Origin of the sequence: Shewanella putrefaciens (genome assembly GCF_016406305.1) — a bacterium.
Classification (GTDB): Bacteria; Pseudomonadota; Gammaproteobacteria; order Enterobacterales; family Shewanellaceae; genus Shewanella; species Shewanella putrefaciens_C.
Map to the genome: position 1 here is coordinate 496,954 of NZ_CP066369.1, position 11,727 is coordinate 508,680.

Genomic DNA, 11,727 nt, shown 5'->3' on the forward strand with positions numbered 1-11,727 from the left:
ACAATTATTGCGAGTCGGAAGTGATTAACGCATGGCCAACATGGCCCAAGTGCGGCGACCCTGCTCCAGAATAATCCCTACGGCAAGCCCTGCGGCGGCGTTGATGGCGAGGCAAGTCACAGCGGTGGATAAAATCACAAAGATACAGAAGGGTTTACCATCGATTAAGCGTTTTGACCAGGCGAGTTGCAGCCCCGCCGTGGTGAGTAAGCTGCCGAGAATAGCCATAGGGATAAGGCCTAATAGCCAAGCGATATTGGTGCCCCAGCATAGGGCTATCACTACGCACGTACTGCCAAAAATTAACGGCGCCAGATAAGTGCGGGCACCAAAATGGTATTGCACTGCTAATCCGCCTGCGCCGTGGCACATGGCCGAGGCGCCAAAGGGCGCGAGCAGCAAGTTGGCAAGCCCTGAGCTTATGGCGAAGTTTTTGGGCGTGAGTTTGGCGGCATCTTCGGGGAACTTCTCCTGCGCCATTACAGAGGTGGCAATCACCGCATTGGTTAAGGTTAATGCCAGTTGTGGTAGCACTAATAAAATGGCGGCGGAAGTCCACTCAAGAGAGGTCGGCCAAGCTAACTGAAATGGCGCTGTCATGGCTTGGATATCAAAGTTAGTGGCTAAATTAGTTTGTGTATTGGCCTGCCAAATCATCCCTGCCGCTATGACTAAGGGCATGGCAAGGTAACGCAGCGGTAAAAACTTACTGATAAATAACAGGATAAAAGCGCCCACCCCAAGCAGCCAAAACTCACTCATCATCTTAGCGCCCATCCACATTAGTTGCAGACCAATCGCTAATTGAATGCCGACACTCACAGCTTGAGATAACTGTTTGGCTAACCAAGTAATGGCGCCGCTAAAGGCCAATATTAGCAGGATTACGCCCATTAACATGGCACTCGCCTGCAACATGCCTGGGGTTAAGCCTTGGGCTATGACGAGGGCGGCGATGACTTTCATCGGTTGTATGGGAATGGGGCGGCGATAAAACAAAGCGCTTAGAATGGCGAATAGACCAAACCCCAAAAATATCCCTTGGGGTGAAAATTGATTGAGGGCTATCAGCCCTAATACTAAAGGCAAAAAAGTACCTAGGTCGGCGAAGGCGCCACTGGTTTCACCGAGTAAACGATTGATAGGTTGAGTGATGAGATTTGTTGGGGTTTTGCCCGGGATCATAAAGGTTGCCGCAATTGAACATATACTCACTAGGCAAAATAAATGCCATAAAAATCAGAGGATTTGGGTGGTAGACAGAGTCAAACTACCGTTTAGCGGCGCGCAGTGAGACAAACTGGGACAAGGCAGAGAAATGGCTGAGTCTAATTGTCTGCGCTTGTGTCTGCATGGCTGCAAAATAAAAAGAGATCTTAGTGAAACACTAAGATCTCACAGGCTATTGCAGAAAACGGGCTAATTAAGGTTGCTTATGTTTTGGGCCTTGTTTGTTTTTCATCGGATCGCCTTGATATCCTAAGGCTTGCCAGTCGAGGCGAGTGCCTTTGTTGTGGCAGTCATTACAGTTGAGGGCTTGCTCCTTAGGTGACACCATATGGTTGATCCGCCACCACATTTCCGTTGCGGCAAAGCCATATTCGCCACTGTATTTGATGCCTTTTTCAATCATAGTGGTATTGGCTTCCATTCCTAATTTTGCCGCTAAATTCCAATCGAACTCGCTCCAATATCCGCCTTTGCCATAGGTTTTTGGGGTGATAAAAATGTTGAGCTTTTTATCGTAAATTTGCTTACCCGTGTGTACTTTAAAGGGATAGATTTTGGCTTTGGCATCGTTAATGTCGCCCATGGGGTAGGTGAGTTTAGTGACGACATTCGGGTCCATTTTGTCTCCCGCCATATAGGCATTGGCGGTGCCGTTGTACCAGGCGTATTGTGGGGGCACCATTTTTTCCCATACAAAGTCACCCTTTTTCTTTTGGTAGGTATGTTTACCATATTGATCAACGGCTTCAGGTTTATCATCCCCCGCAGTTGACCAGTCCCAGTGCATTTTGGTGGGCTCATTTTTGGCAAAGAAGGGGATATGACAGGTTTGACAGGCAACTGTTGCAGTATGAGTATTGAGTTTTTTGTTCGTATGGGGCGCTGATTCGTGGCAGTTTTCACAGCCTATATGGTCGATACCTCCGGGTGAAACACCCATAGCATTGCCAGAGATCATGTGCTTCTCTGTGGTGTGGCAGTTTTGGCATTGGAAGTCATTGCCATCACTGTCCATATGCACATCGGTCGCTTTGTCTGGGTAAGACATGGAAGAATCAAGATCCCCGTGTTTGACCGCATCACCACCGCCGCCGTAGAAGTGGCAGCTACCGCAGTTGTCCCGCACCGGGGCGCCAACATTTTGGGCGATTTTAGTCAGGTCGAGCTTAGCCATAGGTTCGCCAGCGCCCGCAGGATCTTTCACATAGGTGCCAGTAGTGTCGTGGCAAACTAGGCAGTCAACTTTTGTTTTATCTTTAAAATCAAAGGTATTGTCCTTCCAGCCATAGCCAGCATGACAGCTAGTGCAGCGGGGCTCATTGCTGGATATAGACACGCAGAAGTTGTTAATACTGTTTTTCTTGCCCCGCACTACTATCCTATCGGGGAGTTTTTGGGCTAACTCCCAAGTCCAGTGGGAGGTTTTCATCACATCTGTTGCTTGGTCTTCGTGGCAGACTAAACATTGTGTGGTGACTTCGGAACCTGTGGTAAAGGGGCCTTTTAGTGCGTCTTTATGGGGATTGGCGGCATAGGTTGGTAATGTCATGCCCGCCAAGGCAATAAATAAGAGTCTTTTCATTTTGTACTCCCGCCCTCGGCTTGACCGAGGGCTGATTGCGATTATCTATACGGATTAGAAGTTAATGGTCAGTGAGGCGTTAACATCAAAGGCGGTATCGACCACAGGCAACATGGAGTAAGCCGTGCCCGCTAACACATCATCAATTTTTTGTGGTGCGCCCACAGGTGTACCGCTGCCTGTGTATTCGAAGTCGTAGTAGAGTCCAGCGAGTTTGATAAACATTTTTGGATTAATATCAAAGATGTAATAGGCTTCGCCGACGTGTCCACGGGTGGCTAACTTGCTGCCGATGGGGTCGTCCTGCGCTTGGGTAAAGGGCGTCCAATATTCGGAGCCATAGTTATATTCCAAACCGAATTTGCCGTAGGGGGCGGGCATTTGGATACCAACATAGAGGCCATAACCGTCTTTGGCGTCAGTATCATCGCTGGTCTTAGGCACCATGATGATTTCAGTGCCTGTGCTATTTAACTCGGCCTCAAAAACGGCGTCGGATAACATGCCGCCAAACATACCTGCATTGCCATTAGGCTCGGCGCGAGTCCAACCTAGTGAGGCAAACCATTTGATATCGTTAGTTTCTTCACGCGCAAAGCCAATGCCGCCGAGGTACATATCACCGATAACTCCGCTGGGTTGCACTCGGGTGACAAAGTTAAAGTTGTCGAACTTTTGCATATCTTGGTACATGGTGGGGGCAAAAATGCCGGCGAGCTGGGTCGGGAAGGCCATAGTGCCCTTAAAGCCGTCGTTAACGTCTTTAGCACCAAATAGCGTAAATTGCAGGAAGTTAGTGCCATCGTTGATGGCATCGATATTAAAACCGCCGAGGTGGGTATCTTTAGTTATGATGTCGCCAAACATTTCCCCATTACCCCATTGGGATTCAAATCCTTGGCCGTAACAGAAACGCACTACCTGGCCTTCGACATCGGTAATTTCACCTAGGTTGTAGCCTAAGGTGGCGCCATCGAAGTTGAAATTCACTAAGTGGCCTGAAGGTGTGCCACCACGCATTTCATTTTCACGGTAGTGGGTTGGAGGGCCGTAGGTGGATGGACGACGACCAATGGAGAGATAAAATTCTGAACCATTGATGTTTTTCCAGTCGAAATAGGCGCGCTCGACCCGCAACCAGTCACCGCTGGTATTGCCACTACTGGTGCCATCCATAGTGAATGACCGCCAAGAATCAAATACTTGCACGCCAGTTGAGTCGCCCCAGTTTTTATACATGCTCAGGCGACCGGCAAAGCTGACGTTATCCCATACTTTGGCTTTCAGATTTAAACGCAGGCGAGTGGTGTAAAAAATATCGTTGTCGATATCTTGGATATGTTGAGGTGCGAGCACATAGGGCATCACCCCCTGCAACAGGCCATTTTGGAAGGCGGCTGCAAGGTCTGGATTGGCTTGCATCATTTGCCCTAGTGGTGAGTTAGGATCATTGGGCATTCCAAAGGCGCCCGACATGGCCTTGGCAGCAAAGTCATTGAAGTTGACATTAATCGCAGGGTTCCAAACCACATCACGGTAATGCAGCGAGTGGGCTTTGGTTCTAAAGTCACCAGTAATTTCAAGGCGATCTAATGACGTGTGTCGCTCGGTTTTATCGACCCGGTTATTGAGGTCGTCTAATTGTTCCGTGATATCAGCGAGTTGTTGATTTAACTCCGCTATTTTTTGAGCTTCGGTTTGTGGGTCCTGGGGGGTAGCAAAAGCGCTACCGGACATAAACAGTGCATTTGCAACCAGTATTGAAATAAGGGTACGCATAAGGTTTCTCCCTGAGTTTTCCCTACGGCGCGTTCAATCTAAGCTGAATTGCGCCAAAATTTACCCAATAGGAGTCCCTGAGGTGTGTTCCCCATTTTTCTCACATTGGGTTTGAGTGTTAAGCCGCTAGGTGTAAAGCAGTTACAGGGCCGCTTTGTGCTATGGCTTTAGGCTGTTAAGGCGCGAAGGCCTTGCTCGAGATCAACCGCAGGTTTGAGGTTGGTCCGAGTCCGCCGCGTGGTCATACAAAAATTGCTGTATGTCCTTGAGATCTTGCTCAGAGAGGTTGTTAAATACTTCAGGCTTGTTTTTGTGTTTATCTTTATCGAAGAAGCGATCCCATTGGCCCATGGTTTTAGCCATAGGGGTGAGTTCGCCACCCTCACCACCTTGGCCGTGGCAGGCTTTACATTCCTTTTTGTATAAGTGTTTACCTTTCTTTGGGTTGCCCCCATCTGCAGCATAGGCATTGATGCCTATTCCCCCGATTAGCGCGAGTGCGATGGCGATCTTTACTGACGTTTTCATCATCTCATTCCTTTATTTTTTGTGAACATTTACGTGTCTTTGTTGGTGAAATGCATTTATTGATTTCACCTTGTTAATTAATTTATCAAATCGAGGGCGCTGCAAATTTGAGGTGTGTCACTTTCATTAAAAAAATCTAATTGATAAAAAATTCATTGATAAAAATCTAATTGACTGAGTATTGCTAATCGAGAGGTTAGTTTTATTGCATAGAAACCAATAGCTTGATTATTGAGCTAAATTAGCCGCAGGTTATTTAGTTGCTGTTTTGGGGATTTTTATGGGCTAAAGCGGCTGTGACCGAGCTAACACTTTGTAAAATATGCAATAGCTAAAGTAGTGTTATCGAAATTGAGCGTAATGAGTTAATTATTTATCGGATGGGTTTAAGAATAAAAAATGCGCTTGGTCAGGTTGAGCTGACCAAGCGCTTTTGTTAGCTATTTTCGTGGTTAAGGTAGGGGGCGAGTTGGCTTTCTATGGTTTCAATTTGGCTCTCGGCATAGGCTAACTCGGCCTCAGTTAAACTGGATAGTGCCCTAGTCTGGTAGAGTCGTTGGATGCTATGCATGCCGTATTTGCTAAAATGGCGCAATAACAGACTAGACCAAATAACTACTTGTACAGGCTTGTTTAATTGCTCATTACGATAAATATCGACTAAGGATTGCATCGCCGCCTCATTGCCTAATGCGGCCGATTTGAGATACCAAGTTTCAGCTTCTTGCAGAGCCTCAGGCGTTGGGTTGTCACTGGGGTGGAATGACTCTGCTTTGTATAAATAAAAATAGGCTTGCTGCTGGGTTGGGATCGGGTGCTGATGCAAGAAACTGGCACATAGTCGCTCAGCTTCCCTTATCTCTAAGGTGCCCAGCTGTTTAGTTAATCTGTCACACTCTGCCCTGTGTTCGGCTCTATGGCTCATGGCCGCGAGTTGGTAATACATTAAGGCTTTAATCGGTTGACGGCTAACCCCTAGCCCTTGCTCATAAATTTTTCCTAGACCTAGCAGAGCGTCCTCGCTCCACGCCTCTAGCTGTTCCTCAAAATAACGTTGAGCCTGTTGGTAGTCCTTATCGGTTTTGGGATCGATAAGTAAAAGATTGGCCAGTGCTATCTTGGCAAAGGGGTTGCCCGCCTTTACGGACGGAGTTAACCAATGGCGGGCCTTAACGTAATCAACGGGGAAATCTTCGCCGTAGAGGAAACGTTTTCCGAGGTAATATTGGCTAAAATCATTGTCTTTGGCCCGTTGACTGAGTAAATCTTCCGCACGAGCTAAATCTTTTGGCCCGCCTTGGCCCATGGCCAACATGTGGCCTAAATGTTCCTGGGCCAATGTGTCACCCTTGGCAACGGCTTTTTCAAAGTATTGCCTCGCTTTGGCAAAGTCTGCTGTCATTCTTTCCTGATTCCAATAAAGCGCCCCTAGGTGGTAATCGGCATCTGGATGTTGTTGGGCGGAGGCTTTTTCTAGCCAGTAAATGGCTTGGCTCCCATCGGGATCGAGTACAGGTTGCCTTAGATATAAGAGTCCAAGTTCATATTGAAAGGCCATATCCCCCGATTCGGCATTGGGTTTGAGTTGAGCCACCTGTAGTTCTAATTCACCTTGGGTTTGCGCTTCAGATGAAAGCAGGTTGGAGAGTGTGAGCAGCGATACGTATTGGGGATCGAGTTCGGCCGCCTTTCTATACCATTCGGCCGACGCCTTGGGATTGGCCTTAATCTGTGGGAATCGACCCGAATATAATTCGGCGAGGGCAATGGCGGCAATGGCGAGTTTTTTATCCACGGCTTGGTGAATAAAATCTAAGCCAGTTTCGACGCTATTTTGCTCGATAAGCTCTAGTCCATGGTTGAGCAATGCCGTAGGGTCGCCTGCGGCTAGAGCCTCGTCTTGGGCTTTTTTCTTTTGATATTTTGCGAATAAAACAAAGAGTATAACGAAGGCAATAATTATGAGTATCAACAACATAGTAATCCATCACTATTGATATAAGGGTGTTTAGTAAACTTGGGTTTTGGTTAAATTGCAAGTTTACCCTAAGGCATGGGCCCACCGAGAGTCGCGGTTGGCCCAAGGTTATGGGGATTATTTCTCCCGCAAATGGATTTCTCTTACCGGGCAGGCCATCTCAATGTCGGCCTGTTTAAGGGCCTGGTAGAGGGCTAAGTTCACTTTATATTTATGCTGAAAATAGCTTTGGGTGGGGACCCAATAACGTACGGCCATTTCGATGCCGATTGCATTAAAGCCATTGATACCAATATTGGGAGCCGTCCCTTGATAGACATAGGGATTGTTGCTTAATACCTCAGTGATAACACTAATCGCCCGCTCGGGATCTGTGTTGTAGCTGAGGTTAAATTGGGCCTCTACCAGCTTATTACTGAAGGAGTTATGCAGGATTTCACCGACGATATGCTTATTGGGGATGCTAATTTGTTCGCCTTCCTCGTTGGTCAGTATGGTCATGCCTAAGTGAATACGCTTAACCACACCGCTTTCGCCTTTGATTTCAATCGTATTACCCACCACAAAAGGCCGAGTCACAATAATCGTAATACCGGCCGCATAATTAGATAGCATGCCCTGTAAGGCGAGGCCCGCGCCGAGGGACGCAGCCCCTATTGCCGCTACCATAGGGGTAACGCTGATGCCGATTTTGCCAAGGGCGATGATCCCGACCATCACTATGATCAGAATGCGGATAAGATTACTGACGAAGTTGCTGAGGGTGATATCGATATTGTGTTTTTCGAACTGCTTAGCGACTAAGCGGGAGACTTTACTGGCGATCCATAAACCCAATAAAAAGATCAGTAAAGCGCCGACTAACTGGAAGCTGTAGGTCACTAAAAATTCCGTGATGAGTTGATAAACGCCCTGTAGCTGTTGTAATTCCTGATCGAGTCCCGGTGTTATCATAATGATATCCTTGTAATAAATTTAACTGTGCGAGTATAACGCAGAAATCCCAGTCAATAATTGTTTGCCATCTACCTGTGAAGCGTATCATGTAATCGCGGTTGATTTGATGAGCCGAATGCCTGACTCAGGTATGCTGTCCATCTATCCAACAATGGAGTTGAGTGTTGATGAAAACACGGTTGTTTTGTCTGTCTTTGCTGTTTACCCCCATTCTGGCGTTCGCTGCTAGTTATGTCGCCGGCGATGCGATTAAGCCCATTTCATTACTCGATCAGCACGATAAAGCGATAAATGTCACCGATGAAACCCGGGTTGTGCTCTTTAGCCGTAGTATGAAAGGCGGTGATATTATTAAAGACACTTTGCAGCCTTTAAGTGCGTCGCAGTTTCCACCCCATCTGGTTTATGTTGCCGATATTAGTGGTATGCCATCACTCATCGCTAAGTTTGTGGCTATCCCCCAAATGCAGGAACTGCCCTTTGCTATTGGTCTGGATAGGGAAGGTGAGGTGAGCCATTTATTACCCGATGCTAAAGATATGGCGACCATGATACTGCTCGATAAACGCAATATTTTGGATATCGCTTACTTTGATTCGAGTGAATCCTTAGGTCAGGCCCTTAAGAAACTTCAAGGGGTGCAGTAGGCGTTCACTTCAGTTCGATATCGAGTTCATTCCTGTCGATATAGGATGGATAGGCTGGCCTAAGCTCGTCTATCTGTCTTACTCCCTTGCGTGTCGTAAAAAATTCATTGGGTATGCCTGATAATCACCACAAATTTACCTTGGGATTTGTGTGCATAATTATTTGTTTTATAGAGGCTTTTTTAAAGTGAGTCTTCCCTTAAAACCCTGTGGAATAAAAAGTTGGTAATTCAGCATAAAAATTCGTTGCGTAAAGTAAAAAAATATCGTTTACTGCGCACGTTTTTAATACAGACACTCACTTTTTAACGACCTGACCCAAAGGAGACTCTGGCCCAATGAGCCAATTTCAATCTATTGATGTTGCTGATTATTATGACATGGACACATTCAAGCGTATTGAAGCGTTTGCCAAAGACAAAGCAACCCCATTCGTAGTGATCGATACCAGTATCATTGCGAAACAATACGATGACATGGTTAATAGTTTTCCTTATGCCAACGTTTATTATGCAGTTAAGGCGAACCCAGCGGCCGAGATCTTGACCTTATTAAAAGATAAAGGGTCAAACTTTGATATTGCCTCGATTTATGAGCTAGATATGGTCACTAAGGTGGGCGTGACAGCCGACCGCGTGAGCTACGGCAATACCATTAAAAAGCGCCAGGATGTGCGTGCGTTTTATGAGCGTGGTGTGCGTATGTATGCATCCGACTCCGAAGCCGATCTGCGTATGATCGCCGAAGAAGCCCCCGGTTCGCGCATCTATGTCCGCATCTTGACCGAAGGCACGGATACCGCCGATTGGCCATTGTCACGCAAATTCGGTTGCCAGAATGAAATGGCCTATGAGCTGTTAGTTCTAGCGCAGGAATTAGGGCTAGAACCCTACGGTATTTCGTTCCACGTGGGTTCACAGCAGCGTGATATCGGTGCTTGGGATTCGGCGATTGGCAAAGTAAAAAGCATTTTCGACCGTCTGCGTGATGAGCACAATATCACTTTGAAAATGATCAATATGGGCGGCGGTTTCCCGGCGAACTACATTGATAAAACGAATCAATTGGGCGTATATGCCGAGCAAATTACCCATTTCTTGAAGGAGGATTTCGGTGACGATTTACCGCAAATTATCCTTGAGCCGGGCCGTTCATTGATTTCCAATGCGGGCATTTTAGTGTCTGAAGTCGTGCTGATCAGCAAGAAATCCTACACGGCCTTAGAGCGTTGGGTATTTACCGATGTGGGTAAATTCTCGGGTCTGATTGAAACTATGGATGAGGCGATCAAGTTCCCTATCTACACCGAGAAGAAAGGTGAATTGGATAAATGCGTGATTGCGGGCCCGACCTGCGACAGTGCCGATATTATGTATGAACACTATAGCTATGGTCTGCCGAATGATCTCGCCATCGGTGACAGAATGTATTGGTTAACTGCGGGAGCATATACAACAACCTACTCGGCTGTTTGCTTTAACGGTTTCCCACCGCTCAAAGATTACTATTTGTAAGATTGGGGTTGGCAGTAAAAAGGGCGCTTAGGCGCCCTTAGTTTTAGTTTTGTTCGTGGGATTTAAGGATCTGGTAGATCTCTTCTTTTAAATGTAGCTTTTTACTCTTGAGCTCTTTCACCGCAGGGTTGAAATCGCTACCGACTCGTTTTTCCAGTTGTTTTATTTCCTCGTCTAGCTGGTTGTGCTCGCTGAATTTGCGTTGGAAATGAGCATCTTGGGATTTGAGGGTGGAAATTAACTCTCTGTACTCTGGAAACATTGGCGTTCTCCTTGTCGTGACTTACTACACTGCTGATTTCACTTTAACCCTAACCTTATGCATTAGGAGGAAACGTGATTGAGATCAATATTTGTGCTCCTTCAGATTAGTCGTAAAAAAGACTTAGATCTAATTGCTTTTAAATCAGTCAATTAAATAATCATAAACTTGGTCTATGGAGTGCGAGTCGATCTGGCTCACACTTTCTCCAGCAGAATGCAGACTGTCATCCCGAACTGTAGAAGATTTGCTATCTTTGTGATCAGACGGTAATAGTTTTGGTAATTACATTACGATAGAACAATTACTTCTTGCCGATAATTCTGTGATCAAGTTAACCTTCACCGCTTCGATACTAGGTTAAAGTCGATTTTATAAGAATTTAATTATCAAAAATGAAAGGGGTTTTCATAATGGCTGATGTATTTCATTTAGGTTTGACCAAAGCGATGCTCGACGGTGCAACCTTGGCAATTGTGCCGGGCGATCCTGAGCGTGTAAAACGTATTGCCGAGTTAATGGATAATGCGACTTTCCTTGCGAGCCACCGCGAGTATACGAGCTATTTAGCCTATGCCGATGGTAAGCCAGTAGTGGTTTGTTCGACGGGTATTGGTGGTCCATCAACGTCTATTGCCGTTGAAGAGTTAGCGCAATTAGGCGTGAATACCTTCCTGCGTGTTGGAACAACCGGTGCGATTCAGCCTCATGTAAATGTGGGCGATGTGATTGTGACTCAAGCATCAGTGCGTTTAGATGGCGCGAGCCTACACTTTGCACCTATGGAGTTCCCAGCGGTTGCAAACTTTGAATGTACCACGGCTATGGTTGCCGCGTGCCGCGATGCGGGTGTAGAGCCACACATTGGTGTGACAGCATCTTCAGATACCTTCTATCCTGGCCAAGAGCGCTATGACACTGTCACAGGCCGTGTGACACGTCGTTTTGCTGGCTCAATGAAAGAATGGCAAGAAATGGGCGTGCTGAACTATGAAATGGAATCAGCGACACTCTTCACTATGTGTGCGACTCAAGGTTGGCGTGCTGCCTGTGTTGCCGGTGTGATTGTGAACCGTACCCAGCAAGAAATCCCCGATGAAGCGACTATGAAGAAAACCGAAGTCAGTGCGGTTTCTATTGTGGTTGCAGCGGCTAAGAAATTACTCGCGTAATTTAGGTTTGATATCACTCCCCTGCAAAGCGAGTGTTCAAATATAACAAAGGTGCCTAAGGGCACCTTTGTTCTTTTC

The 11,727-nt window shown here is 46.6% G+C and carries 10 protein-coding genes; 3 read left to right on the top strand and 7 right to left on the bottom strand.

Features of this window, described 5'->3' with window-relative positions:
* Positions 1 to 24: 24 nt before the first annotated feature.
* From JFT56_RS02230 to JFT56_RS02255, 6 genes are all read right to left on the bottom strand, one after another.
* Entirely contained in the window at positions 25 to 1,185 is a 1,161-nt protein-coding gene (locus tag JFT56_RS02230) for a putative sulfate/molybdate transporter (protein WP_198782102.1), read from the bottom strand.
* Between the two features lie 238 nt (positions 1,186 to 1,423).
* On the bottom strand, positions 1,424 to 2,812 hold the full coding sequence (locus JFT56_RS02235; protein ID WP_198782103.1) for a tetrathionate reductase family octaheme c-type cytochrome: 1,389 nt from the start codon (positions 2,810 to 2,812) through the stop codon (positions 1,424 to 1,426).
* 54 nt (positions 2,813 to 2,866) lie between these two features.
* On the bottom strand, positions 2,867 to 4,591 hold the full coding sequence (locus JFT56_RS02240) for a DUF3373 domain-containing protein (protein ID WP_198782104.1): 1,725 nt from the start codon (positions 4,589 to 4,591) through the stop codon (positions 2,867 to 2,869).
* Between the two features lie 201 nt (positions 4,592 to 4,792).
* Complete coding sequence (locus tag JFT56_RS02245) at positions 4,793 to 5,122, bottom strand: cytochrome c (RefSeq protein WP_198782105.1); 330 nt, start codon at positions 5,120 to 5,122, stop codon at positions 4,793 to 4,795.
* Between the two features lie 433 nt (positions 5,123 to 5,555).
* Positions 5,556 to 7,097, bottom strand: a complete 1,542-nt coding sequence (locus tag JFT56_RS02250) for a tetratricopeptide repeat protein (protein ID WP_198782106.1) — start codon at positions 7,095 to 7,097, stop codon at positions 5,556 to 5,558.
* Positions 7,098 to 7,214: 117 nt separating this feature from the next.
* A complete protein-coding gene (locus tag JFT56_RS02255; protein WP_198782107.1) occupies positions 7,215 to 8,051 on the bottom strand; it encodes a mechanosensitive ion channel family protein in 837 nt (278 codons plus the stop codon).
* Between the two features lie 170 nt (positions 8,052 to 8,221).
* Between JFT56_RS02255 and JFT56_RS02260 the strand changes: the two genes are divergently transcribed.
* Together JFT56_RS02260 and JFT56_RS02265 are read left to right on the top strand one after the other, a co-directional pair.
* Entirely contained in the window at positions 8,222 to 8,701 is a 480-nt protein-coding gene (locus JFT56_RS02260) for a hypothetical protein (RefSeq protein WP_198782108.1), read from the top strand.
* Positions 8,702 to 9,039: 338 nt separating this feature from the next.
* Complete coding sequence (locus tag JFT56_RS02265; RefSeq protein ID WP_198782109.1) at positions 9,040 to 10,215, top strand: type III PLP-dependent enzyme; 1,176 nt, start codon at positions 9,040 to 9,042, stop codon at positions 10,213 to 10,215.
* Between the two features lie 43 nt (positions 10,216 to 10,258).
* On the opposite strand, the gene JFT56_RS02270 is transcribed toward JFT56_RS02265, so the two are convergent.
* Positions 10,259 to 10,477, bottom strand: a complete 219-nt coding sequence (locus JFT56_RS02270) for a YdcH family protein (RefSeq protein ID WP_198782110.1) — start codon at positions 10,475 to 10,477, stop codon at positions 10,259 to 10,261.
* A 413-nt stretch (positions 10,478 to 10,890) separates the two neighbouring features.
* Here JFT56_RS02270 and udp point away from each other — a divergent pair, with 413 nt between their 5' ends.
* Entirely contained in the window at positions 10,891 to 11,649 is a 759-nt protein-coding gene (gene udp, locus JFT56_RS02275; RefSeq protein WP_198782111.1) for a uridine phosphorylase, read from the top strand.
* The last annotated feature ends 78 nt before the right edge of the window (positions 11,650 to 11,727 follow it).

Bases quoted from the DNA above. Each gene is read 5' to 3' on its own strand.
- JFT56_RS02230 (WP_198782102.1), bottom strand. From the start codon at position 1,185: ATGATCCCGGGCAAAACCCCAACAAATCTCATCACTCAACCTATCAAT.
- JFT56_RS02235 (WP_198782103.1), bottom strand. From the start codon at position 2,812: ATGAAAAGACTCTTATTTATTGCCTTGGCGGGCATGACATTACCAACC.
- JFT56_RS02240 (WP_198782104.1), bottom strand. From the start codon at position 4,591: ATGCGTACCCTTATTTCAATACTGGTTGCAAATGCACTGTTTATGTCC.
- JFT56_RS02245 (WP_198782105.1), bottom strand. From the start codon at position 5,122: ATGATGAAAACGTCAGTAAAGATCGCCATCGCACTCGCGCTAATCGGG.
- JFT56_RS02250 (WP_198782106.1), bottom strand. From the start codon at position 7,097: ATGTTGTTGATACTCATAATTATTGCCTTCGTTATACTCTTTGTTTTA.
- JFT56_RS02255 (WP_198782107.1), bottom strand. From the start codon at position 8,051: ATGATAACACCGGGACTCGATCAGGAATTACAACAGCTACAGGGCGTT.
- JFT56_RS02260 (WP_198782108.1), top strand. From the start codon at position 8,222: ATGAAAACACGGTTGTTTTGTCTGTCTTTGCTGTTTACCCCCATTCTG.
- JFT56_RS02265 (WP_198782109.1), top strand. From the start codon at position 9,040: ATGAGCCAATTTCAATCTATTGATGTTGCTGATTATTATGACATGGAC.
- JFT56_RS02270 (WP_198782110.1), bottom strand. From the start codon at position 10,477: ATGTTTCCAGAGTACAGAGAGTTAATTTCCACCCTCAAATCCCAAGAT.
- udp (WP_198782111.1), top strand. From the start codon at position 10,891: ATGGCTGATGTATTTCATTTAGGTTTGACCAAAGCGATGCTCGACGGT.